At 44.4% G+C, this 24439-nt stretch carries 20 protein-coding genes and 1 pseudogene; 7 read left to right on the top strand and 14 right to left on the bottom strand.

Annotated elements, in window-relative coordinates; translation table 11 throughout:
- Positions 1-43 precede the first annotated feature (43 nt).
- The 3 genes from gltB to NYE35_RS05160 form a co-directional block, all read right to left on the bottom strand.
- A complete protein-coding gene (gene gltB / locus NYE35_RS05170) occupies positions 44-4639 on the bottom strand; it encodes a glutamate synthase large subunit (protein WP_341120291.1) in 4596 nt (1531 codons plus the stop codon).
- A gap of 376 nt (positions 4640-5015) precedes the next feature.
- Positions 5016-7370: a YhgE/Pip domain-containing protein gene (locus NYE35_RS05165; protein WP_038568922.1), complete on the bottom strand. Its 2355-nt coding sequence runs from the start codon at positions 7368-7370 to the stop codon at positions 5016-5018.
- A gap of 213 nt (positions 7371-7583) precedes the next feature.
- Positions 7584-8159: a TetR/AcrR family transcriptional regulator gene (locus tag NYE35_RS05160; protein WP_036676550.1), complete on the bottom strand. Its 576-nt coding sequence runs from the start codon at positions 8157-8159 to the stop codon at positions 7584-7586.
- A gap of 266 nt (positions 8160-8425) precedes the next feature.
- Between NYE35_RS05160 and NYE35_RS05155 the strand changes: the two genes are divergently transcribed.
- Positions 8426-9613, top strand: a complete 1188-nt coding sequence (locus tag NYE35_RS05155) for a UDP-N-acetylglucosamine--LPS N-acetylglucosamine transferase (protein ID WP_038568920.1) — start codon at positions 8426-8428, stop codon at positions 9611-9613.
- Between the two features lie 67 nt (positions 9614-9680).
- Here the strand turns inward: NYE35_RS05155 and NYE35_RS05150 are convergent, their stop codons facing one another.
- From NYE35_RS05150 to thpR, 3 genes are all read right to left on the bottom strand, one after another.
- A complete protein-coding gene (locus tag NYE35_RS05150) occupies positions 9681-10364 on the bottom strand; it encodes a metal-dependent hydrolase (RefSeq protein WP_036676555.1) in 684 nt (227 codons plus the stop codon).
- Positions 10365-10437: 73 nt separating this feature from the next.
- Positions 10438-11364, bottom strand: coding sequence for a cell wall hydrolase (locus NYE35_RS05145; protein WP_076141781.1), 927 nt, complete (start codon positions 11362-11364; stop codon positions 10438-10440).
- 77 nt (positions 11365-11441) lie between these two features.
- Positions 11442-12044, bottom strand: a complete 603-nt coding sequence (gene thpR / locus NYE35_RS05140; protein WP_076141780.1) for an RNA 2',3'-cyclic phosphodiesterase — start codon at positions 12042-12044, stop codon at positions 11442-11444.
- A gap of 89 nt (positions 12045-12133) precedes the next feature.
- Here thpR and NYE35_RS05135 point away from each other — a divergent pair, with 89 nt between their 5' ends.
- Both NYE35_RS05135 and NYE35_RS05130 read left to right on the top strand, forming a co-directional pair.
- Positions 12134-13090 (top strand): D-2-hydroxyacid dehydrogenase, encoded by a 957-nt coding sequence (locus NYE35_RS05135; RefSeq protein ID WP_076141779.1) that lies wholly within the window; start codon positions 12134-12136, stop codon positions 13088-13090.
- A gap of 78 nt (positions 13091-13168) precedes the next feature.
- Positions 13169-13684 carry a GrpB family protein gene (locus NYE35_RS05130; protein WP_076141778.1) on the top strand — a complete coding sequence of 172 codons (516 nt, stop codon included), beginning with the start codon at positions 13169-13171 and terminating at the stop codon, positions 13682-13684.
- A 75-nt stretch (positions 13685-13759) separates the two neighbouring features.
- Here the strand turns inward: NYE35_RS05130 and NYE35_RS05125 are convergent, their stop codons facing one another.
- Positions 13760-15169 carry a deoxyguanosinetriphosphate triphosphohydrolase family protein gene (locus tag NYE35_RS05125; protein WP_076141777.1) on the bottom strand — a complete coding sequence of 470 codons (1410 nt, stop codon included), beginning with the start codon at positions 15167-15169 and terminating at the stop codon, positions 13760-13762.
- Positions 15170-15564: 395 nt separating this feature from the next.
- On the opposite strand from NYE35_RS05125, the gene NYE35_RS05120 reads away from it, so the two are divergent.
- Both NYE35_RS05120 and NYE35_RS05115 read left to right on the top strand, forming a co-directional pair.
- Positions 15565-16200 carry a polysaccharide deacetylase family protein gene (locus NYE35_RS05120; protein WP_305953520.1) on the top strand — a complete coding sequence of 212 codons (636 nt, stop codon included), beginning with the start codon at positions 15565-15567 and terminating at the stop codon, positions 16198-16200.
- 66 nt (positions 16201-16266) lie between these two features.
- On the top strand, positions 16267-17262 hold the full coding sequence (locus NYE35_RS05115; RefSeq protein ID WP_094902661.1) for a substrate-binding domain-containing protein: 996 nt from the start codon (positions 16267-16269) through the stop codon (positions 17260-17262).
- 378 nt (positions 17263-17640) lie between these two features.
- On the opposite strand, the gene modB is transcribed toward NYE35_RS05115, so the two are convergent.
- From modB to NYE35_RS05090, 6 genes and pseudogenes are all read right to left on the bottom strand, one after another.
- Entirely contained in the window at positions 17641-18297 is a 657-nt protein-coding gene (gene modB, locus NYE35_RS05110) for a molybdate ABC transporter permease subunit (protein WP_174890050.1), read from the bottom strand.
- 40 nt (positions 18298-18337) lie between these two features.
- Complete coding sequence (modA, locus tag NYE35_RS05105) at positions 18338-19132, bottom strand: molybdate ABC transporter substrate-binding protein (RefSeq protein WP_169744738.1); 795 nt, start codon at positions 19130-19132, stop codon at positions 18338-18340.
- Positions 19133-19340: 208 nt separating this feature from the next.
- Positions 19341-19427, bottom strand: a pseudogene (locus NYE35_RS31380) (oligopeptide transporter permease oppC); the annotation flags it as partial.
- Between the two features lie 258 nt (positions 19428-19685).
- Positions 19686-20651 carry a helix-turn-helix transcriptional regulator gene (locus NYE35_RS05100; protein WP_036676573.1) on the bottom strand — a complete coding sequence of 322 codons (966 nt, stop codon included), beginning with the start codon at positions 20649-20651 and terminating at the stop codon, positions 19686-19688.
- Between the two features lie 199 nt (positions 20652-20850).
- Complete coding sequence (locus NYE35_RS05095; protein WP_038568908.1) at positions 20851-21537, bottom strand: hypothetical protein; 687 nt, start codon at positions 21535-21537, stop codon at positions 20851-20853.
- Positions 21538-21728: 191 nt separating this feature from the next.
- The gene (locus NYE35_RS05090; protein ID WP_036676576.1) at positions 21729-22415 is read right to left on the bottom strand and encodes a M50 family metallopeptidase; all 687 of its coding nucleotides are present in this window, start codon (positions 22413-22415) and stop codon (positions 21729-21731) included.
- 225 nt (positions 22416-22640) lie between these two features.
- On the opposite strand from NYE35_RS05090, the gene NYE35_RS05085 reads away from it, so the two are divergent.
- Positions 22641-23108, top strand: a complete 468-nt coding sequence (locus NYE35_RS05085) for a hypothetical protein (protein ID WP_036676577.1) — start codon at positions 22641-22643, stop codon at positions 23106-23108.
- 49 nt (positions 23109-23157) lie between these two features.
- A complete protein-coding gene (locus tag NYE35_RS05080) occupies positions 23158-23862 on the top strand; it encodes an AIM24 family protein (protein WP_036676578.1) in 705 nt (234 codons plus the stop codon).
- Positions 23863-23956: 94 nt separating this feature from the next.
- Here NYE35_RS05080 and NYE35_RS05075 read toward each other — a convergent pair whose 3' ends face one another.
- A complete protein-coding gene (locus tag NYE35_RS05075; protein WP_036676579.1) occupies positions 23957-24412 on the bottom strand; it encodes a Dps family protein in 456 nt (151 codons plus the stop codon).
- Positions 24413-24439 lie beyond the last annotated feature (27 nt).

Here is a 24439-nt window from a genome sequence, read left to right as displayed (position 1 = left end):
TTCCCTTATTCATTTAGTTCCTATTTCATTCAGGTACAGCAGTTTAGCCGCCAACACGGGCAAGCTCGCGCATATTCGCTTCAAATGCAGCCATCAACGCAGCTTCTCCGGTCAACCCGGTTTGTTCTACCTTACGAATTTGCTCCATCATCCGTTTGTAATCCTTCGGAATGACACGAACGAAGTTCGGCAAGCTATCTGCCCACTGATCCAGTACCCGTGCGCCAGCCGCACTACCTGTAAGCTCGGTATGGCGGATAATCAGCTCACGCAGCTCTTCGATCTCCTCAGACTCTTCCACTCTCTCGAGCAGTACCATTTCGAGATTGCAGCGGCCGATGAAGGTTCTATCCGGGTCGTAGACATAAGCGATACCGCCTGACATCCCTGCCGCAAAGTTACGGCCAGTTTCACCAAGGACAACCACTCGGCCTCCAGTCATGTATTCACAGCCGTGGTCACCCACGCCTTCTACAACAACCTTCGCTCCGGAATTACGGACGGCAAATCGTTCACCAGCGATACCGTTGATATAAGCTTCTCCGCCTGTTGCACCGTAGAATGCAGTATTTCCGATAATGATATTGTCCTCAGCAGCAAAGGTAGCTTTCGGAGATGGCTTGATAATAATCTTACCACCCGACAATCCTTTACCTACATAGTCATTGGAATCTCCTTCCACCGTAAGCGTGATTCCCTTAGGCACGAATGCACCCAAGCTTTGACCAGCAGAACCGGTGAAATGAAGCCGAATCGTATCATCTGGCAAACCTGCGGCCCCATACTTGCGGGTCAGCTCGCTGCCAAGGATAGTTCCGACGGCACGATTAACGTTCGTGATTGGCAGCGATGCCTCAACAGCCGTACCCGATTCCAATGCAGGTGCTGCCAGGTCGAGCAGCTGCGAGACATCCAGTGTCTCTTCCAGACCATGATTCTGGTATTTACTGCGGAAGCGTGTGCTTCCTTCCGGTAATTCCGGTGTATGCAGCAGGCTGCTCAAATCTATGCCTTTCTTCTTCCAATGCTTCGACGCCTGAGTTGCGTCTAGGCAATCGGTACGGCCTACCATCTCTTCAATTGTACGGAAGCCGAGACTTGCCATAATTTCACGTAGATCCTGTGCCACGAAGGTCATAAAGTTAACTACATGCTGCGGATCCCCAGTAAAGTTCTTACGAAGATCCGGATTCTGGGTAGCTACACCAACCGGACAAGTATCCATTTGGCAGACACGCATCATAATACAGCCAACAGATACTAGCGGAGCAGTAGCAAATCCATACTCTTCGGCCCCAAGCAATACAGCTACAGCCAGATCGCGGCCGCTTAACATTTTACCATCTGTTTCTAGAACAACACGGTCACGCAGATTGTTGAGCATCAATGTCTGATGGGTTTCAGCCAAGCCAAGCTCCCACGGAAGACCCGCATGACGAATGGAGTTCATCGGCGATGCCCCTGTACCTCCATCATAGCCACTAACCAAGATAATATCAGCGCGCCCTTTGGCTACACCAGCAGCAATCGTACCCACTCCAACTTCCGATACGAGCTTAACATTAATGTTTGCACGTGGATTTGCATTCTTCAGATCATAGATCAGCTCTGCCAAATCCTCGATTGAGTAAATATCATGATGCGGTGGAGGTGAGATCAGACCGACACCTGCTGTTGAGCCACGTACTTCAGCGACCCAAGGATAAACTTTACGTCCTGGAAGCTGTCCACCTTCCCCTGGTTTAGCGCCCTGAGCCATTTTAATCTGGATCTCATCAGCGTTAACTAGGTAGTTCGAGGTAACACCAAAACGTCCGGAAGCTACTTGTTTAATCGCACTGCGGCGTGAATCACCATTGCTATCCGGAATATAGCGAGCTGGATCTTCGCCGCCTTCCCCCGTATTACTCTTGCCACCGATACGGTTCATCGCAATGGCCAGTGTCTCATGTGCTTCCTTACTAATGGAACCAAAGGACATTGCACCCGTCTTAAACCGTTTCATAATAGACGATGCCGGTTCTACTTCTTCCAGTGGAATCGGTTCATAGGCTGACTTGAATTGCAACAAGGAACGAAGCGTCAATTGCTTCTCGCTTTCTCCTTGAACAAGGGCAGCATATTTCTTGTACATATCATAATTCCCACTACGCACAGAGTGCTGAAGCAGATGAATGGTCTGTGGATTGAAAAGATGCTCTTCCCCATCATTACGCCATTGATAATCGCCACCGGAATCAAGCACCTTATCATTTCCGTCTTTTTCTGTAAAAGCACGGTTATGATGGATAAGTGCCTCAGTTGCCACTTCCTCCAGGCCAATACCGCCAATCCGGGAAGGTGTCCAAGTAAAGTAGCGATCCACGAACTCAGAGTTCAGACCCACAGCTTCAAAAATCTGCGCACCGCGGTAAGATTGAATCGTCGAAATTCCCATTTTGGAAAGAATCTTAACTACGCTCTTAGTCGCAGCTTTAATATAGTTCTTCACTGCTTTTTCATGCGAGATTCCCCGCAATAAGCCTTGGCCGATCATATCATCCAAGCTTTCAAAAGCCAGATAAGGATTTACTGCGCTCACCCCATAACCGAGCAGCAGCGCATAATGATGGACTTCACGTGGTTCACCGGATTCCAGCAAAATACTTACTTTCGTCCGTGTTCCTTGGCGGATCAAATGGTGATGCAGACTCGATACCGCAAGCAGCGCTGGAATCGCAGCATTCTCACTGTCCACACCGCGGTCAGTCAGAATCAGAATGTTATGCCCTTTAGCCATAACACGGTCAGCAGCCTCGTTCATGCGCTCAAGCGCGATGCGTAATCCTTCTGCCCCAAGCTCAGCCGGGAAAAGAATTGGAATAGACATCGATTTGAAGCCTGCACGGCGAACATGGCGAATCTTAGCAAAATCTTCGTTCGAAAGAATTGGCGTTTGCAGCGAGATCTGGCGGCAGCTTTCCGGTTCCGGTTTAAGCAAATTACGCTCTGGTCCAATCGTAGTCGTTGTGGATGTAACCAGCTCTTCACGAATGGCATCGATGGGTGGATTCGTTACCTGAGCAAACATTTGTTTGAAATAGTTATAGAGACGTTGCGGGCGGTCCGAAAATACAGCGAGTGGAGCATCATAACCCATGGAACCGACAGCTTCAGCACCAGTAGATGCCATTGGCTCAAGCACCTTGCGCAAGTCTTCAAAAGTATAGCCGAAAGCCTGCTGTAGCTGTTGTACATTGTCATGCTTAGGATTTGGCAGTTCAGGCGCATCCGGAAGCTCATCAAGACTGATCAAATGCTCATCCAGCCACTGGCGATAAGGCTTCTCAGAGGCGATAGCCGATTTAACTTCCTCATCCGAGATAATGCGGCCTTCCTTCGTATCCACGAGCAGCATGCGTCCAGGTTTCAGGCGGTCTTTATATAAGATGTCCTCTGCTGGAATGTCCAGTACACCGGCTTCTGAGGATAAAATAATCATATCGTCTTTCGTTACATAATAACGAGCAGGACGCAGACCGTTACGGTCCAGAATAGCGCCGATTTGTATCCCATCGGTAAAGCCCATTGCAGCAGGCCCGTCCCATGGCTCCATCAGAGTACTGTGATATTCATAAAATGCTTTTTTATCAGCATCCATACTATCATGATTGCTCCATGGTTCAGGAACCATCATCATGGCTACCTGTGGCAGGGAGCGTCCGCTCAAATAGAGAAACTCAAAGGTGTTATCGAACATTGCAGTGTCCGATCCATCCGGGTTAATAACAGGCTTGATCTTGTTCAGATCTTCACCAAACACTTCGCTCTTGAACAATGACTGGCGTGCATGCATCCAGTTCACATTACCACGCAAGGTGTTGATCTCACCGTTGTGGATCATAAAACGGTAGGGATGCGCACGTTCCCAGCTTGGGAAGGTGTTCGTGCTGAAACGGGAGTGAACTAACGCGATCGCTGATTCCAGCTCTTCGTTCTGCAAATCCAGGTAGAATTGTCCGACTTGTTCTGTAGTCAGCATGCCCTTGTATACAATCTTACGGCACGACAAGCTTGGTATATAGAAGGATTCAGCCTCTTCTACACCACCGTAACGAATGGCAAGCTCCGCACGTTTGCGGATAACATAAAGCTTACGTTCAAAAGACAATTCATTCGTGACCAAAGCCGAGCGGCCGATAAACACTTGACGCACAAAAGGCTTAGCAGCTTTCGCTGTCTTGCCAAGCATTTCATCATAGGTAGGTACATCACGATAGCCGAGTACTATTTGACCTTCTTCAGCAATAATATTGCTTAAGAGGGCTTCATGCTGCGCCCGAACTTCTTCGTTATGAGATAAAAAGATCATGCCCACGCCATAATGGCCTTGTTCCGGCAAAGTAAAGCCTAGCTTCTGAGCTTCACTTGCAAAGAAACGGTGCGGAATTTGAAGCATGATACCTGCTCCGTCACCAGAGTTGGGTTCGCTACCTTGGCCTCCCCGATGCTCCATATTAAAGAGCATTGTCAAAGCATTACTTACGATATTGTGAGACGGTGTGCCTTTAATATGAGCTACAAATCCCATGCCGCAAGCATCTTTTTCGAACTGGGGATCATACAGGCCCTGTTTTACGGGCAGTTCAGTGTGTTTCATCGAACGCAACCTTTCTATTATAAAGTATGCAATGTCTTAGGAAAATTTTTCACATGAAAATCTTAATAATTATTCAATCCAGATTAGTGCTATTATTTTATCACCGAGGTAACATCAGCGCAATTTAAACTTTTTTATGATGCTGATTAACATTTGTTTTTGCATCACAGCTTTAGCGAGTAAAAGTTTAAAAAAACTTCACGATGCATAATTATACATAAATAACGCATAAGTGCATATGCAATGAAAGCGTTACAAGATTTTTCATCCCTTCTAATATGTTTGCAAGAAAAAGGGTTTTTATGATTTTAAATCAAAAAAAGCGTCTCCCGGAGGAGACGCTTTTTTATACTTTTTTTTCAAAAAATCTATCAGTTTATACAGTCAAAACTTGTTCACTTTTCACTCCAACTTCATTCTCACGGCTACGAGTCATGAAGTAAGCGAAGGTAAGAGCAAGGAATCCAAGACCAAAGATTGCCAGGATACCTACATCTCCCCACATTGCACTGAAGTCACCTGTAGAAATTACTGCTTTAAGACCACTAACTGTGTAAGTCATTGGAAGCAGTGGATTAAAGAATTTCATCCAATCAGGGATCAATTCAAGTGGGAATGTTCCGGCACTAGTTGTTAATTGGAAAATAAGAATAACGATAACAACGAAACGTCCCGGTTGATCCATCCAAGTAACAATCGCTTGAACTACCCATGTGTAAACTAAACTTGTTAAGAATGTAAATACGAAGAATAGCGGTTTACTTTGTACTTCCAATCCAAGTCCATACAATACAACCACAGCAGCCAGCATAGACTGGATAAAGCTCATGATTGTGAAAGTAAGCGTACGGCTAATGAAACGGTTCATACGGCTAGCACCAAGGACAGCCGAATCACGCATTGGAATAACAATTGTTGAAATCAAAGCACCTACAAACAATCCAAGGGATAGGAAGTAAGGAGCAAAACCTGTACCATAGTTCGGAACATGATTCACAACTTGATCCTCAACCACCACTGGTTGTGCGAACATTTCCATCATTGCATCTGTTTTGTTCACACTGCCTGTTTTTTCAGCAGCATCGCCAAGCTTAGTTGCCAGTTCTGTTGATCCAGATTTCAGATCATCCATACCATCTTTCAGCTCGCCTGCGCCATCAGCCAGTTTTTTCGAACCATCTGCTACAGCACTGATACCGGAACCTAGTTCGCCTACACCGCTTAACAGTTTTGTAGTACCATCGCCAAGCGCTTTACCGCCTTCAGCCAGCTTGCTGCCTCCAGCTGCAGCTTCTTTAAGCTTCGCACCAAATTGTTGCATCCCTGCATTCAGCTTATCTCCACCGGTTACAAGTGCAGATGCGCCTTGTGCCAGTTTTTGTTGTCCTGTCAAAAGCTGTGTGCTACCAGCATTTAATTGCTGTGCTCCATCATGCAACTGAGTTACACCAGCAGCTAACTGCTGTGAACCTGAGTGCAATTGAGTTGCACCTTGTGCCAGCTGCTCTTGCCCACTGTGGAGTGCAGTAGCACCCTGTGCCAGCTGCTCTTGACTTTGTTGCAGTTGCTCACTGCCTTGTGCCACAGCTGCACTGGCTGCCAGCAGCTTCTGTACCGCTGGATTTTGTGCCAGCTCAGGACTAGCCTGTGCCAATTGCTCCAATCCTTGAGCTACCGCTTTAGCACCCTCAGTTACCTTCGTGCTGCCTGCGGCGGAAGCTTGCAAACCTGCTTCCAGTTTCGCGCTGCCATCTACGGAAGAAGTTAAGCCTGCTTCCAGCTTCGCGCTGCCATCAACTAAAGATTGTGTTCCTGCTTGTAGTTTAGAAGTACCATCCACAGCAGACTGCGTTCCCGCCTGAAGCTGTGTTGCACCTGTTACAGCTTGTTTCAAGCCGTCACTAAGTTGTTTACTGCCGGCAGCACTCTGTGCAACACCGTCTTGAAGCTGCGTATGTGCAGTAGACAGTTGTTGCAATCCGCTTGCCAACGTGGTTGATCCTGTTTTAAGCGCCGTAGCACCTGCATTCAAATCAGTCACGCCTTGTGTAAGGGGTTCTACACCATTTTGAAGTTTACCTGTACCATCTGTCAGTACAAGTAGATTATCTTTCAGCTTCAAGGCTCCGTCATCTAGCTTACCAGCGCCATCAGCGATCTTGGAGGCTCCATCTCCTGCTTCGCCCAATCCATCAGATACTTCTGTAATCTGATTGAATACAGACTCTACATAAGCTTCAGTTACTTTAGCAGATACTTTATTTTTAATTTCTGCTACAGCCGTACCACCGATTTGACCAGCCAAGAAGTTGTAACCTTCATTTGGCTCATAAATAATTTTTGCCGGCTGTGGTTCATCATCCATAAGAGTAGTAGCTTTAGCAGAAAAGTCTTCCGGAACAATGATCGACATATAATAAGTATTGTCCTTCATTCCTGCTTCCGCTTCTTCAAGGGAAACGAAGTTCCACTGGAAGCCGTCGGTTACCTTCAACTCTTCTATAAGATCATTACCGGCTTGTAGTTGCTTGCCTTCATAATTAGCGCCGACATCCTGGTTGACCACAGCAACCGGAAGCTCATTCATCTTGCCATACGGATCCCAGAATGCCTTCAGGAAGAATCCGCTGTACATCACCGGAATAAATAGGATAGCAATCATTGGAATTAGCACCTTCGGATTTCTAAGGGCTGCGCCAAGATCCTTGGTAAATACGGATAATGATTTCATTCTGGTTCTCTCCTTATGAGCTTATGCTCTCTTTAAAATGCTTTGTTTGCGAAATATTACGTAACACTAAGTGACTGTTTTCCCCATTCGGTCAATTCAGGGTATAAAAAAATGCCTCGCGGCTCTTTTTCAATGCCTAATCCATCTTGAGAATTGTTAAGGGAAAGCGAATCGAGTGAAGCTGAGAACGCCATCCCTGTCCTGAATCAACCCTTACTGTGCCAATCCTTCGGCGAGAAACAAATGAAAATACATCTTGATCTGTTCCTTGTCCAAGGGAGTATGTGTTTTATTCAGTTCAGCAGTCAATACAATATATAATCTGAACATGACTACCGAGACGATTTTGGGATCGCAAGGTTTGATTTCTCCCTGTTGGAGCGCTTGTTGCACCTCCCGTTCTAAATATTCTAAAACTACGTTCTCGATCTTCTCGAGTCCTTCTCCAGCCTGCGGCGTACCGAATTCGCGATTCTCCTGGGAAAGTTTTATGAATAGCTCCTGCTCACTTCGAAACTCAAGCAGAGCATCCAGCACACGATGCAAGTTGTCAAAGAAGGGTCTGTCTCGCCTGATCTCCCGCTCAGCAATCGTCTTCATTTCCATCATCATATCGTGCAGGATCTCGTCAAACAATTGCTCTTTGTTTGTAAAAAAGGTGTAGATGGTCCCCTTACCGACATTTGCAATCTTAGCAACCTGATCCATTGTAGTTGCCTTATAGCCAAATAATGAAAAAGATTTTGCTGCGGCCTGAAGCACCTGCTGTCTTCGATCCACCACTGCCACCTGTGCACACTTCCTTTCTCCAGAAAATATCGTTCCCGCTGACTTCTGACCATTTTACTAATCCGGTCAATTGGTCATTCACTACTTTATCATGTTGTTTTCTAGTTTGCAATACTTTGGGCGAACCTTTTATTTTTTTTATTTATTGCAGGGTTTTAACTTTCTATTTACGTCTTACTTGTATAATGTGAGTATAGTATAGATTTCCTAGTATAATTAGAAGAAGAAATGCATTTCTATAGAAAAGGAAAGTAGCAGGTGAACTTATGCGAAAGAAAAGAGTACTGCTGTTTTCGGAAGGCTTCGGTACGGGCCACACAGGAGCAGCCTATGCTCTGGCCGAAGGAATAAAGCTGCTGAATCCGGATGTCCAATGCCGAGTCATCGAGCTGGGGAAATTTCTTAACCCGACGGTCGCCCCTTGGATTCTTTCCGCTTACCGCAAAACAGTTAGCAGCCAGCCTAAGCTGGTCGGCATGATGTATAAGACACAATATCATAAATCATTGAACCCGTTGACTAAAATGGCGCTTCACCGGATTTTTTATACACATGCTTCACAGGTCATTGAGCAGCTAAAGCCTGATTTAATTATCTGCACTCATCCCATTCCGGCTGCGGTCATTTCCAGACTGAAACGTCGTGGACTACATGTGCCTCTGTATACATTAATTACTGATTATGATGCACATGGGAGTTGGGTAAATTCTGAGGTCAATCGTTATCTCGTATCTACCCCACGCGTCAAGTCCATTCTGACAGGCCGTGGGATCGCTCCAGAGCTAGTAACCGTCACTGGCATCCCAGTGCATCCAAAGTTCTGGGAACGCTCCAACAAGACGCTGCTACGCAAGGAGCTGGGATTGGCTGATATTCCAACCGTACTCATTATGGGCGGAGGATGGGGGCTGATGTTCGGCAAAGAGATTATGCATTCCCTCACCGCCAGAATGGATGATATTCAGCTCGTCTTCTGTATGGGCAGCAATGAGAAGCTAATCGCCAAAATGAAGTCCAATCCACTGCTCAATCATCCCAATGTTAAAATTCTGGGATATAGCAGTGAAATCAATAAATTGATGGATGCCTCAGACCTGCTGATTACGAAGCCTGGAGGCATGACCTGTACGGAAGGTCAGGCCAAAGGAATTCCAATGCTTTTCTATAAAGCTATTCCAGGTCAGGAAGAGAAAAACTGCCAATATTTCGTAGAGCTTGGGCTGGCAGAGGTGCTCGACTCGGAAGTAGTGAACAAATGGTTCACTATGATGCTTCGTGAATATTCAGTTCTGGAAGAGCAACGCAGACGACGTCTCGCTCCAGATAAACATCAACCGCAAAGCTGTGCGACTACTGTTCTGAAGATGTTAGGTAACCCCGTAAGCGAGGCAACTGAAATCAGAGGCACAAGAGCGCAAGCACGTAATGAAGAACCTGTATGTATTACACCTTAAAGAATAAGCAGGCAGTCAGGGAATTTCCCCCGGCTACCTGCTTTTTTTATAATATAAATCGGATTGGTTAAATTTCTACGCTCTCACCAGCTTTAAGCGGAAAACCTTCTACTCCCTCTTGATGCAGGCGATCGCAGAAATCAGCACCATCCTGAGCAATATCCGGAAATGTATTGTAATGTAGCGGGATCACTTTATCCGCCCGCAGCCAGCGTGCGGCCAGCAAGGCGTCATCCGGTCCCATGGTTAGCATATCGCCTATAGGAAGAGCTGCCAGGGCAATCGCATTCCTTTCTCCAATGAGGCGCAGATCGCTGAATAGTGCGGTATCCCCCGCATGGAAAATCGTCTTACCCTCAATCGTCAACAAAATCCCCGCGGGTTGTCCAGCATAAATCCAAGAATCGCCCTCCTGAATGGATGAGGAATGAAACGCCTGCGTAAATTTCACAGTCATCCCTGCATAGGTATGACTACCACCTATATTCATGTGCTTAACCTGTGCACCCTTCATCCGGCAATATTCGGCAAGCTCAAACACCGCAAAGATCGGACAATCATTTTGCTTGGCAATTTCGACAGCATCTCCTAAATGATCAGAGTGGCCGTGAGTAAGCAGAACGGCATCAACGGAAATATCGGCAGGTGAAATACCGGAGTTCGGATTACCTGACAAAAAAGGGTCAATAATAACCTTCACGTTCCCCGTCTCTACCAGCAGAGCTGAATGTCCATAATAAGTGATTTTCATGGTTATCTTCCACCTCCAGATTCATATAGTTTAGTTTACCCTATATAGCGCTGAGGTTCACAGATCCACCAAATTATTTATAAAAAGTATGATTGCCAATAGTTTTAACATAAGTCTGTGAATGATGTACGGTCAGATCCTGTGCAAGTTTTAGCGACAAGAAAAAATAAGTATTATCGGGAACTTCCTTTACTCCGGAGAGTGCAGCATTCACCGCTTTAATACTATCATCGTTAGGCTTCACACGGTTAAGACGCCCGTTAGCTACAGGGCTGAACTGGCTCTTCTGATAAATAACTTTATATATCGTGTCGGGGAAATTGGCTGACCGCAGCCTATTCAGAACAACGTTGGCAACTGCCACCTTGCCCTTGTACGGTTCACCTTCCGCCTCTGCCATTACAATTTTTTGTAGCAGAAGCAGTTCTTCTTCGGATACAGCGTAGCGCCGGGTTGCTTTACTTTGCTGCTCCTGGCTTAATAGCTCTGTCCGAGAGAAGTACAATGTTGTGAGGGGATGTTTCTGAGAAGCCGAGGCTATCTTCGCTGTCGCCTGACTACTCTTTGTTGCTGTTTCCGCCAATTGCGACGCTTTTTGCGCAGCTGGCTTGGATTGTACTACATCAGCCTTCACCCGAATAATGGAAACGTTCGATGTGTTTTTTGTGTTTTTTTGTTTTATTTTTTTTACACTAAGCCATTCCACACCCTTCGCCGGTTTCCAAGCGGAACTTAAAAGACTGAATGTGTTATTAAGCTTATTGGCTTGTGTAACTTCAGTAATGCCCCTCGTAATGCTACTCGTTATACTAGACTTCGATTCATCTTGCAAAAGAGAAAGTACGGATGCACGGCTGGTGGATTGCAACTTATCCATCTGCACCCTGTCCATCTTCCCTTCCGCAACTTGTTCGGGTTGCAATAAGCTTATGGCAGAGAAACACACTAGTATAACGCCAACGAGCAACGCAATATAGCGGTTTTGTTTAAAAATTAACATGATATTCCTCCTATTTCACGGCACATTCCTATTGTATGTAACCGAAAACGGAAGCTTTGAAAACTTTATTATCGATTTTAAACTGTAAACTTTTCAATAATTTCATACATAGGAATGGCATACATTCTGGTAGCATACAACACAAAACTATCAATCGTCCAGTCTCTCTGATAGTTTTTTAGGTTCCAATCACCATCCAATTTCAGTAAGTTTTCCAGCAATTTATCATCATATGAATTTTTTCCCCGGTACTTTCGAGCCACGGTAAGATGCGGTTTATAGGCCCTGGATTCGCCTGAAAAACCTAATGGAAACGTCGCAGAATGCACTCTCGCAGCTAATTGATTTAATGCCTCTATTTCGCCAGAAACCCCTATCCACAGGACTCTTGGGGAAGCTGGAAGACCAAATGTGTCCCATTTGTCCAAAGAGAGATTGAAGGGGCTGCCTTGACCCGCGATCTGCCTTAATGATTTTACTAAATCTGGAATTACGGTCTTTGGGGTATCTCCTAAAAATCGCAGGGTAATATGATAATCTTGCGGATTTGTCCATTTAGCAAATTCAAAATTTCCAGCTAGCTTTGAACATGCCTGCGCCACTATTTCTTGCAGCTCAGAAGGTAATTTCACAGCTAGAAAAAGCCGTTCTGATTCGTTCTCTGATACTTTAGTATTCATGGTCAATTTCACCTTCTCCAATAGATTTGGTATTCTTAACCTATAACATGATCCATATCCATTAAACCACAAAGTAGGAGGAACACATCATGACTAAGTCTATAGTATGTCTACAACCACTTACATCTCAGCAGCAGGAAAGGATCAAAGCGGCTGCCCCAGGCTATACATTCACACAAGGAGACGCCAAAAATCCAGATTTGCAGCTGCTTGCAGACGCAGAAATCGTAATCGGCTGGGCTAAAGGTATTTCGGATACAATCCTTCGCCCCGAGTCCTCCCTTCGCTGGGTTCAGTCCTGGTCTGCTGGTATTGAGAAACTTCCTCTCGATCGTCTTAAGGAACAAGGAGTCCTGCTCACCAGTGGGAGCGGAGTGCATGCCGAGCCTATTTCTGCGGTAATCTTCGGGTTCATCCTTCTCTTCACACGTAATTTGCATACGGCTGTACGCAATCAGCAGAACCGGATTTGGAAATCTGATGGCAGTGAAAGCGAGCTGTCCGGCAAAACAGCCGTTATAGCTGGAACTGGAGCGATCGGCAGTGAAACCGCCAGAATTGCTAAAGCCTTCCGGATGAAGACTATCGGTGTCAGCCGTTCCGGTAAGCCAGTCGCAGACTTTGATCAAATCTATACAACAGATCGTTTATCCGAAGCTGTAAGCCAAGGCGATTTCATCATCAATACCCTTCCTATTACCGATGAGACCAAGCATTTATTTAATGCCACCAGCTTCTCCGCGTTTAAAGAAGGCTCCTATTACATTAACATTGGCCGTGGCGCAACTACCGATACTGAGGCTCTGATCGATGCATTGAATCGCGGACAACTCCGTGGCGCTGGGTTGGATGTTTTTGAGACCGAACCCCTTCCGCAGGATCATCCACTTTGGTCTATGGAGCAAGTAATCATCACTCCACACTCCGCTGGAATTACAGATCAATACGCTGACCGGATCGTTAATATTTTTACCGAAAATGTGAAGTCTTACTTATCATCAGGCACACCTTCTCTAAATCTTGTTGATTACGACCGGCAATATTAATAATATGCTTTACAAAACAGGAACATCTGTTCTATAATAAGAAAATCCAAAGTTATCCATAAAGAGAGGGTTAGTGAAATGAAGGTCACGGTCACAGAATTTAACGAGCAATGGAGTCTAATGTTCATTGAAGAAGCTCAGAAGATTAAAGACATCTTTGCTGATGCCCTCGTTGATATTCACCATATTGGCAGCACTTCTGTTTCCGGACTAAAAGCTAAACCAATCATAGATATAATGCCTGTAGTACGAAATATCGAAGCTGTAGATGAGTTCAACCAGCAAATGACAGCACTTGGTTATGAATGTATGGGTGAGTTCGGTATCAGTGGCAGAAGATATTTCAGAAAAGGCGGAAATAGCAGAACCCATCATGTTCATGTCTTCCAGATGGATAATAAGATAGATATCGACCGTCATCTGGCTGTAAGAGACTACCTTCGATCACATCCGGAGACGGTTAAACAGTACGGAGATTTGAAGGATACTCTTGCCAAACAATTCCCAGAGGACATGGCAGCTTATATAGATGGGAAAGAAGAATTTGTGGTTAATCTTGAAAAAACTGCATATGAGTGGTATTTAAATCAATAATCCTTATAAAAATAGCCCCTGCTGTTCATTTAGATTATCCTAAATGAACAGCAGGGACTACTTGTCTAAGCGTCTCTAATCCAAATCATAAATCGAGCCGACTTTCAGTCCGTACAGCTCATTATATATTTTCTCTGCAAAAGCATCAGTCATCCCTGCGATATAATCAATCACCATATGCTCCCAAGTCCAAATCGGTTTTGCCTGCTTCTGATCTTTCTCAAATCGCTGCAGCCAATCCGATGGAATAATGGCTTTAGAGGTTTGTGGATCCAGAAATGCTCCCCACAGACGGCGCAAAATCCACTCACTACGTTTCTGCAGCCGCTGCACACGCAAATCACGGATCATAGTAACCCACGCGAAGCTTTTCAGCACACTTACGGTCCGCAGCATATCTTCGTCTTCTTTTCCTTCCTTTATAAAGGTGACCTTCTTCCAGTCTTCATCTTGGATCACTCCCAAGCTGGCGACAAAGGTACTTACCCAATAAGCCTTAACTTCACGTCGAGTGCGGGAATAGTCATTTTCGCAGGTTGGCATTTTTTCCTTCCAAACCCGAAGAAATGAACTGAGCACTTCCTCGACCTTCGCGCGAATGCCTTCCTCTTCCCAGCCCTTCCAGAAGAAATCCTCGAGCGTGGTGATTTTCTCTACGATTAACCGCTGGATATAAGAATCATGCATAAAGTGTTCATGCACTTCAATCTTTCCGGCTTTAATCCCATCCTCCAGATCATGTGCAGAATAAGCGATATCGTCACAAAGGTCCATAAGCTGAGCCTCTAACGTTTTCTTACCTGTCGGTATTCCCCACTCTTTGCGGATCTCCGAAATATATCCCCATTCGTGAAGGTACATCCCCTTCTTCAGCGAGGTGCCGGGAAAAGGATACTTATTTATGCCTAGCAGCACAGCATCTGACAGATTTAGCCCATCAATATTCTCACGCTTCTCCAGAAACATAATCAGCCTATAATTGTGGGCATTGCCTTCGAAATGCTCATAACGTTGCTTCATCTGCTCATGGATCAGCAGGCGATCCACACCCGTTGCGCCTGATTGCAGCGCAGCTTCGTTAGTTTTCTTTTCAATAAGCTGTTCCAAAATATTATCCAGCACTTCTTCCCCTTTATGTCCAAAGGGAGGATGGCCAAAATCATGAGCGATAGCTGCGCATTCCACTACCTCTGGATCTATAACAAGACCCGGATTCTCCGCCTTGGTGGTTTCCACTTCTGGATACGATCGCAGCAGACTTTTCGCCGCCTCACGAGCAATCTGTGCAACTTCAAGTGAATGAGTCAGACGCGTGCGGTAATAGTCACCCGTCCCAGCCCCGAATACTTGTGATTTACCTTGCAGCCTCCGAAAAGTAGGCGAATGAATCAGGCGTGAATAATCACGCTCATAAGCAGCTCTCGACGTTTCTAGGCGGGTAATCTCCGGATACTGCCGGTGTTCTCTTTTTTCAATAAGTGTCATGTTCCCACCACCCTAACCAAATGTCTGTATATAGTACTTCATTATAAGGCATTTTCATAACAATTTTCACATCAAAATACAAAGGCTAATTTAATTATAGACGGTCACGTGGATAACTATGTAATCGTCAGAAGCCAAAATGAATCTCATAACCTGTACATGAAGATATAGTAGAAAGAAGAATGAGCACGAAAAAAGACTGGTTGCCTATACAAAACTGAAACTATGAATATACCGACCCCCAAAAGGAGCACTCTAAAATAAAAAAAACAGGTGAAATGATGAAAACTTGCAGTAAAATTATGTTGATCACCCTTGCATTCTTTTTATGCTTCACGAACTCTGCTCTAGGTAGTCCAAGCAAAAACCGCGACTACTACGAAAAAAGAGGAGACATGATTTGGGAAGTACATACTAACCAAAAAGTGATTGCATTGACGTTCGACGATGGTCCTGACCCTTCTGAAACCGATCAAATCTTAAAGGTATTGAATCAATATCATGCGAAATGCACCTTTTTTGCGATAGGAAAAAGAATTGCAGCCTATCCAGAGGTAGCGAAACGAGTTATTGCTGAGGGGCATGAATTAGCTAACCATACCTACAATCACGTTTATTTTAAAAAACCTATTAATGAAGCCCAATTTGAGCAGGAGCTAAGATTGACCGAAGAAGAGATTATAAAAGTCTCCGGTAAACATAGTTCACTGTTCAGACCACCAGGCGGCATGTATGACGAGACCTTAGTTGATCTGTCTAACAATATGGGCTTGAAGCCAATATTATGGTCCTGGCATCAAGATACTCGTGACTGGAATCGCCCAGGCGTGTACAGTATTTCGAACAAGGTCATTCGAAATGCACGTAATGGGGACATCGTTCTATTTCATGATCATGTGCACGGGCAGTCACAAACTAGAGAAGCTCTTAAAATTATTTTGCCGGAATTAGAAAAGAAAGGCTTTCGATTTGTCACTGTCTCTGAGTTGATCAAATTATCCAGTACACAGCAGGCGGGTAAACAACAATAGGCTAATTGCACAGGACTTCAAAATAGGGTAGTCTTGTCCTAATATGAAGTTCTGGAGGCTTTTGTCATGTCCGATAATACATCCTATACGACAGAGGAAATTGCCCGCTTATTAAAAATATCAAAATTAAAAGTATATGATCTAATTAAAAAAGGGGAGCTCCCCTCCTACCGTGTAGGAAAACAAATGCGCGTGGATCAATCCGATTTGGAAACCTACAAACAAAATACACGGAGTGGGGCGTCCACCGCTAATCCTACTACTATAATGGCCCAGACTCCACCAGCAATACCCTTGGCCTTTTCCGGTACAACTCCAGCTCAAATGCCAGCACAATCTCCCCACCTTAAAGCTGTAGGACACAGCTTGGTGATTACAGGTCAGGATATGTCACTGGATATTCTAGCTACCTATTTGGAACGGGCTCTGCCTGAACGCCCTCTTCGTTCTTATGCCGGGAGTCTTGATAGCCTGATAGCCATGTATAAAGGGGAGTCGGACATTGTCAGCACACATCTGCTCGACGGGGATACTGGAGAATACAACCTACCCTATATCCGAAAAATACTCGTAGGATGCTCTTATGTTGTAGTTCGCCTACTTACCCGAAGTGCAGGATTTTATGTACAAAAAGGGAATCCCAGGGGTATTCATGAATGGTCTCACTTAGAGCAAAATGAACTCACGCTGATCAATAGAGAACGAGGTTCAGGTGCACGCGTATTATTGGATGAACAGCTTCGATTGCATGGCATTCCAGCAGCCAGCCTATCAGGCTATGAGAACGAGGAGAACAGCCATTTGGCAGTTGCCGGTAAAGTGGCCCGGGGAGAAGCAGATGTAGCCATCGGCACCGAGAAAGCCGCTAAGATTGTCGACGGTGTTGATTTCGTTCCTATGATTCAGGAGTGCTACGATCTGGTGATGATTAAAAAAACGGAGCATGAGCAATGGATTGCTGCCGTGATTGATATTTTGCGTTCACCAGCCTTCCAGAGTGAGCTTGGGTCCATTCACGGATATGATCTCACGGAAACAGGGACGATAATTTATGAGACTTAATGGGTCACAGCAGAAGACGGGAGCATTATGCAGAAGCGTTTAACTGTATTTCGTACAACTATATTACTTCGAATAACTCGCAAATTAGATATAACTGTATTTGGTACACCTATTTCTCTTGATTTACTACCCCATAGGCGACTTTTCTAGTTTTAGTTGTATAGAATACAATTAAAGTTAGAACGATTCCTTATGCAGACGGAATAACTGTATAGAATGCAGTTAACTCACAGACTCCATCAAAATCCGACGGCGCTAGAAGCTGACATCAAAGTTGCCGGGTTCACTTGCCCAGCATCTGCTCAAACCACCCGCTTCAAACCAAAAACACCAGGCAGCAACTCTCCAATAACCGGAGAATCGCTGTCTGGTGTTTTTTTAAGAACGCCGATTCACAAACATCAGCATAGCGGCTGAAATAACAATAATTGAACATACCCACATCCATGCGAGGGTCATATTGCCTCCATCTACCGCAACATAGATCGCTGTGGGTAAGGTTTGCGTGCGGCCCGGAATATTGCCAGCTACCATGATGGTAGCGCCAAACTCCCCAAGACCGCGGGCAAAACCAAGAACATAACCGGCTGCCAGCGACCGGCCCGCAAGCGGCAGCGTGACATAACGCAGTACCTGCAGTTCACTTGCCCCTTGTGCCCGCGCCGCATCTTCAAGATCTGCTTCTATCCCTTCGAAACCCGCCTTCACTGTGCGGTATACGAGTGGAAAAGCTACGACTACAGCGGCGATAACAGCTGCCCCCCATGTGAACAGGATCGTCTGCCCCGTCATCTGTTCATACCATCTGCCGATCCAGCTTCGTCGGCCTAAAATAACTAAAAGCACAAATCCTACGACCGTCGGCGGCAATACGAGCGGAAGCAGCATTATAGTCTCTACCAAGCTGTGACCGGGAAACTTCCGGCCCGCCATAGCCTTCGCAGCAGCTGTTGCCAAAATGAATACAATAATGCTTGTAATCACAGATATTTTTACGGAAAGCCATACCGGGGCGAAGAAATCAGTCCAATTTATTTCCAACCTTATTCCACCCGCTTCTACTCGTAATTTCTATTTAAGGAAGCAGGAAGCCATAACTTACAAAGATATCATTAGCTTCCTTGCTTTGAAGGTAACTATACAACTCCTTAGCTGCCTTTTGATTCTTCGAGCTCTTCACGATGCCTGCCGGATAATTAATAGCTTTGTGTACATGTGGACCGACCGTCAAAGCGATTTTAGTTTTCTTTGAAGTAAGCGCATCTGTCTTATAGACAAAACCGGCATCGGCATTTCCTGTTTCTACATAAGAGAGAACCTGACGCACATCCTTGGCAAATACGAGTTTGCTTTGCAGCGGATCCCAGACCTTTTTCGCTGTCAATGATTGCTGAGCATACTGACCCGCTGGTACAGATTCAGGCTGTCCCACTGCCACCTTCTTAAAAGCTTTATCCGTAAGCTGAGTAATCGTTGTTAATTTAACCTTTGAATCTGAGGGTACGACTACAACCAATTGATTCTTAAGCAGAACCTTATGATCGGAGATAAGTCCACCTTCCACCAGTGCATTCATCTGTTTATCACCTGCAGAGAAGAACAGGTCCGCCGGAGCCCCTTGCTCAATCTGCTTTTGCAGAGTACCGGATGCTGCATAATTAAAAACCAAATCAATATCGGGATGTTTCTTTTCATAAAGGAGGGCAATCTTATCCAGGCTATCCTGCAAACTAGCCGCAGCGGAAACAATAATTTCAGTCTTCTTGGTGGCTGCTTGCACCTCTCTCCCTGGACCTGCAGATAAATTCACAACCAGAACGATTGCCAATATCCCCATCACGGAGAGTGTCCATTTCTTAAACATTTCCATTCCTCCCAATTTCGTATGTATATATTTAGATGCTATTCTAGCATACACTTTTTCGTTTTTCTATAACTACAGATATGTTTAGATATGTTTAGTTATATATTGTTATAATTAGACAATATATAATAATGATTTTGGCTTTTTGCACACAAAAAAGATGCCTCTGACTCCCCTAAATAGGGCTGCAAAGACACCTATTTCACGAATGATATTAATTCTTCATCTGTGGGCCAAGCACATCATGTTGACCGTCACCCACCAGGTTAAAGCCAAGTACATTCAACATAATGGATAATCCACTCCCCCAAGAAGCTCACCCGGATTAATATATTCATTTTTAAGAATCAAATGGATCTAGAGAATAGCCCTCTTCTGTATAAAATTGAATTGAACAAAGGTCAAATTCGAGGATAAAAATAAACCTCTAAATTGCAATTATGTTATTAAATGTATGCGGTATTATAAAAAGACTCACCAAACAAGAGAAATATTCTATAATTTTTGATTTGTAACAATATATGTAAACGAATATTTCATTTGAAGGTGAGAATCCATCTTATTTATATTGCGATATCCATTTCTCCAACTGCTGCCTGAGCACTTCACGATAATAAAACGGCTCTATAATTTCCGCATCCTCTTCAAATCGCTTAATCCAGCGGACAAATGCAATATCTTGTTCCAATGCGACTTTAAAATAACAACACCGAGCTTGACGGTCTACTTTATTCGGCTTATAGGGCAAATCCTCTTTCTTTAGCCCTTCCATGATTCGCTCCGAAAATTTCACTTTAAACTCTACCTGCAAACTATCGCGGTCAAGTGACCATTTTTGCTTCATAAAAGCTTGCAAATCAAATGATTCCTTTGAGAAGCAGCGGTTTAATGGCTTTACGTTTGAAAAATCGTTGATATGATATGTACGAATAACACCCTGATGATGGCAAAATCCAATGAGATGAAAACGATTTTCCAGTGGGACTAAACAATAAGGATCGATGGTTATTTCCTTCTCCTCCACCGCATTCTCGCAATAATTCGCTTGAATACTCCTCTGCTTTAATAAAGACTCCAAAATAGGTGTTAAAAAAGATTGATGCTCCATCTGTGCACCGCTTCTTTCCAACCAGCTTGTACCTGCTTCTCTTCTTGCACGTTCTATCGTTTCTTCCCGCTCTGCCTTTCGCTTGTATTCAGCTGCGACTACTTTTTCATAAGCGCCTTCAAAATCGATAGGCAGAACGGGTTTAATATCTTCCATAATATAGCGTAATTGCGAAAACGCAGCCGCCTCTTCTTCCGACCAATCCAAAGGATAAAGTGCAAAATTGCCAATAAAAGCATAGCCTTTTCCATGTCCAAGGTGGGTTATAGGAATATGCATGGCGCTAAGCGCGTCCATATCCCGGTATATCGTTCTCTCGCTGTTGCCGCAGCGTTCCGCCAATTCACGGGCTAATATCCCTGGCTTGGCTTGAACAAGTGTAATAATGCGCATCAGTCGGATTAATCGGTCTGTCATATTCAGTTCCCCTTGATTTATGGTTAAATAGACCCATTATTTTATGAAAAAAAGTAATAGTGTGATAGAACTTTTTTACTATGTTACCACATTTTATATTACAATTCTTCTGATTATTTTCCGCCGAACCCGCTGACAAAACAAATTTATGTATAGGTCTTTTTTCGTCAATATGCATCTTCTAGTTGTATGTCCTATATCAATTTCCAGTAGCAGTTTTACCCCGCTTCTGATACTCGAATCCAATCTGTTTATACAACATTTCGGCCTCTTTAAGTAGTAAAGGATCTCCAGAACGTACGGCTAGTAATAGTAATTTATCTGCGTGACGGCAGAGCATTTCATGAGCTTGACTATGTTGTCCTTCATTTTGCAACGTGGTTGCCTCCTCAATCGTTTCAGCTGTTTTTAACAATTCCAGATGTTTCTCTACATGAAAGCAGCAGGTTTCATTCAGAACCTGAGTATGATGAGTGTATTCTAGCTCAAGAACCTTTACTGGAAGCTCTTGAACACGCTCTACGGTTGGCTTTTTATATTTCCACTGTAAGGAAAGAGCTTCATATCTACCTGCAATAGTAGTAGAGATATTGAATTCCAGTGCAATAAACTTTCGTTGCCCCGTTTTTATTTTGCCAAGCTTAAGAAGTAGCGAACTGCCTTCACCGACTTCAAACTCACACCCATACGAGCGCTTAAAAGTTACATGGGGTTCAAGCCAAACCCGCAGTTCGATTTCACGTGCAACCACTTTATAACTGCTGGGTCGGCTGTGCTCTGAAGGCATATTCCCTTTCCATTCGACAAGCAAGATAACATTACGATTGCCGCCTGCAAAAATACGATTTTGACTCCATGTGAATACGGGATGAATACTTTCTATCATTATTTCCACCTCTTTCTTTTTTTGGGTCTTCTATTAATGTACCAATAATGGCGGACAACTCCATGTCATGGAATGTATGTTCGGTTCTATATTATCGACAAAAAAAGAGTCATTCTACATGCTTAGTAGACTGACTCTTGTAAAAACAACCCCTTTTGTCTTTTTATGACGAAAATTTTATGTTTTTTTTCTCATCGACTCCCTAATTTAGTCTGCACTCGCTCTCGCTTGAAAAATAGTCCCAGTGCCCATTTGGCACACAACAGAGAAAATATAAAAAACAGTGTGGCCCAAAATATAGCCGGTACGGGAGTCATTCTTGCCAGATTGCTGGCATCTCCTGCACGGGACGGTGATACAGCAGCCGCGTATACCAGAAATAAACTTCCCATTACAGACTCCTCCAAGGTTAAAAAGGCCAATAACAAATAATAATATTTGCTGGCCTTCTTCCAAACCACCAGCATTAGAATATTTAACGCAATAAATCCGCCCAACCACATCATGCCAAAGCTTCCTCGTACGTATAGCAGGAGCATAATCAACGCCACACCCGTAGCTAAGATAAGGCCCCAATCATGGCGTCCCTTACTATATAAATAGAAGAGCAGAAGTGCAAATAAGGAGGCTAGCAAATAACCCGAGAGGGAAACTAATATTGCCTTGCCCCCTTCTTGAATGGCTGAATAGGTTACACCGCTATGATCTGCGTATAATTCAATCCTCAGCACACTACCCGACAGTAGTAAGGTCATCAGAGCATGACCAAATTCATGAATCATCGTGTCTAAATTCCGAAACAAAGATGAAAATGGGATCAATCTAGTCAAAAAAGCAGATCCGATCAGAAGCAATATTGTTTTAAGCCATTTGTTCAATCGACAGCAGCCCCTTTCGTCCAAAGTATACGATAAATAGTACCTCTTCTCAATCGAGATAATCACGGACTGATCGTGTTTAATAATGAGTAAACGAAAACCTTAAGGAGGTAAAAATTACTTTCATTATAAGCATTGCCAGTCCCATGGCGTACGCTGTCAGAAGCTGTCAAGCTGTGTTAAAATAAAAGAACTACAAGCCTAAATTGGGTGGTGATTATATAGATGAAGCAACATAAATCCCGAGCATATCTACAGCTGTTATATTCGCTCCTGTTCTTGCTGATGCTTACTGTATGCCTGCCAGCTCCTGTAGCAAAAGCTAATATATTCAGTGATATCTATAATGGAGTTAAAAATTTCTCCGAGCTGCCAAACGAAGTGAATGAATTAAAGGAAGGTTTTCAGCAAACTGCTGAAGAGCTTCAGCAGGCAAAGGATAAGCTCGCGAATACCACGCAGGAGATGGAAGCTTACCGGATACAGAACGAAAGCCTACAAGAGCAGAATCGCCAACTGACGCAGATGGTTGATGAATTAAAAAATGACCGGACGGCACGCGAAGAATATTATCATAAAATCAAAGTGACTATTTTTACAGGGATTGGACTAATCCTAGGTTATTTTATACTGATCCGTTTTATTCGTTTCAGCATGCTTTACCGTTCTCGAAAAGGCGATCGTCTGCGTTAGTCTTACGTATTCATTGAAGATCACAGTCACAGCATGAGGGAGATGAACTATGAACATCGATATCCAAGATGAAAGCGACAGTGGAAGCGGACAAGCCGTAGCCTTCTCCCTTCAGGAGAAGGAAGAGGTTCATGTACTCCATCCACAACAAATTATCGCTTATCAAGGTCCTTCCTCAGGACGAGCGGACAGATTTATGGATGTAAAGGGCATATACCGCAAGCGAAAGTTGATTCGTTCCGATATGGCAGGTCCTTGCCATTTCGTTGCCGCCCTTCCGCCAGGCTATCGCATAAAAATCCTGCAGCTCGATGGTAAAAGCGATCTGCTATACGACTTTAAGCATCTCTTCTTCTACAGTATAGGTATTTCGCTGGAGACCCGGGTGCTAAGCATGAAAAATGTGCTCGTTACACGGGATATTGTAAAGGTGAAATTCTCGGGCAATGGCATGATTGGCATACTGACAGAGGGTACGGTCTGTGAAGCTGTACTGCATCCGACCAACCCCCTTTATGTCGATGCAGGCAGCATTATTGCCTACCCTGAGAATGCCAAGCTGGAGCTCACCGTTTACGGCAACCATTTGGCTAGCCAGCATATGAGCTATCACTGGAAGATGACAGGTCACGGGCCTGTGCTGTTTCAGGCAGGACGTCAGAACCGCCGATTCGAAAGAGATAATAACGATGATGGAATTGTTAAACGATTTCTACGCGAGGTAGTCCCCTTCGGGGGTGTGTTTATTAAATAGTTGTGTGCAGCAGTAAAACAACAAAACAAAGAGCGCCATGCGTATCCTATACGCAGGCGCTCTTTGTGGTTCTATCCTTTATAAGACTGTTGTCTTAGGCGATAAAAGCATTCAACATCCATGCATGTTTCTCAATGCTGCTTCTAATACCAATCAGCAGATCCGCAGTAGGTTGATCAGCCAGTTCTTCTGCAGTAGCAATCGCAGCTTGCAGTTCTTTAGAGACAGTCGTAAAGTCTCTAACCAGCTCCATTACCATACCCTTGGCATCTTCGCCACCACGAGCTTCCTGTAAATCGGAAAGCTCCAAATATTGTTTCATAGAGGAGGCAGGCTGTCCACCAATAGCAAGCAGGCGCTCAGCCAAATCATCTGCATAACCAGCAGCTTCATTGTAGAGTTCTTCAAACTTCTCATGCAGCGTGAAGAATTGGGATCCGCTAACATACCAGTGATAATGATGAAGCTTTACCCCAAGCAGGAACCAGTTCGCGGTCTGGCGGTTCAAAGCAGCGTGCAGTTCAGTTTGGCTCTTTAGTTGTGTACTCATTAATAAAACCTCCTATGGTTAATTTAT

This window comes from Paenibacillus sp. FSL L8-0494, assembly GCF_038003695.1.
In the GTDB taxonomy this organism is placed as follows: Bacteria; Bacillota; Bacilli; order Paenibacillales; family Paenibacillaceae; genus Paenibacillus_AQ; species Paenibacillus_AQ odorifer.
This window is presented reverse-complemented; position numbering and strand designations above follow the sequence as displayed.

What these genes read in the sequence shown, in the direction of transcription:
- NYE35_RS05165 (WP_038568922.1), bottom strand. Translation starts at nt 7,370, where the DNA reads ATGAAATCATTATCCGTATTTACCAAGGATCTTGGCGCAGCCCTTAGA.
- NYE35_RS05075 (WP_036676579.1), bottom strand. Translation starts at nt 24,412, where the DNA reads ATGAGTACACAACTAAAGAGCCAAACTGAACTGCACGCTGCTTTGAAC.
- NYE35_RS05130 (WP_076141778.1), top strand. Translation starts at nt 13,169, where the DNA reads ATGAAGGTCACGGTCACAGAATTTAACGAGCAATGGAGTCTAATGTTC.
- gltB (WP_341120291.1), bottom strand. Translation starts at nt 4,639, where the DNA reads ATGAAACACACTGAACTGCCCGTAAAACAGGGCCTGTATGATCCCCAG.
- NYE35_RS05125 (WP_076141777.1), bottom strand. Translation starts at nt 15,169, where the DNA reads ATGACACTTATTGAAAAAAGAGAACACCGGCAGTATCCGGAGATTACC.
- NYE35_RS05145 (WP_076141781.1), bottom strand. Translation starts at nt 11,364, where the DNA reads ATGTTAATTTTTAAACAAAACCGCTATATTGCGTTGCTCGTTGGCGTT.
- NYE35_RS05150 (WP_036676555.1), bottom strand. Translation starts at nt 10,364, where the DNA reads ATGAAAATCACTTATTATGGACATTCAGCTCTGCTGGTAGAGACGGGG.
- modA (WP_169744738.1), bottom strand. Translation starts at nt 19,132, where the DNA reads ATGGAAATGTTTAAGAAATGGACACTCTCCGTGATGGGGATATTGGCA.
- thpR (WP_076141780.1), bottom strand. Translation starts at nt 12,044, where the DNA reads ATGAATACTAAAGTATCAGAGAACGAATCAGAACGGCTTTTTCTAGCT.
- NYE35_RS05100 (WP_036676573.1), bottom strand. Translation starts at nt 20,651, where the DNA reads ATGACAGACCGATTAATCCGACTGATGCGCATTATTACACTTGTTCAA.
- NYE35_RS05085 (WP_036676577.1), top strand. Translation starts at nt 22,641, where the DNA reads ATGAAGCAACATAAATCCCGAGCATATCTACAGCTGTTATATTCGCTC.
- NYE35_RS05080 (WP_036676578.1), top strand. Translation starts at nt 23,158, where the DNA reads ATGAACATCGATATCCAAGATGAAAGCGACAGTGGAAGCGGACAAGCC.
- NYE35_RS05155 (WP_038568920.1), top strand. Translation starts at nt 8,426, where the DNA reads ATGCGAAAGAAAAGAGTACTGCTGTTTTCGGAAGGCTTCGGTACGGGC.
- NYE35_RS05120 (WP_305953520.1), top strand. Translation starts at nt 15,565, where the DNA reads ATGATTTGGGAAGTACATACTAACCAAAAAGTGATTGCATTGACGTTC.
- NYE35_RS05115 (WP_094902661.1), top strand. Translation starts at nt 16,267, where the DNA reads ATGTCCGATAATACATCCTATACGACAGAGGAAATTGCCCGCTTATTA.
- NYE35_RS05095 (WP_038568908.1), bottom strand. Translation starts at nt 21,537, where the DNA reads ATGATAGAAAGTATTCATCCCGTATTCACATGGAGTCAAAATCGTATT.
- NYE35_RS05135 (WP_076141779.1), top strand. Translation starts at nt 12,134, where the DNA reads ATGACTAAGTCTATAGTATGTCTACAACCACTTACATCTCAGCAGCAG.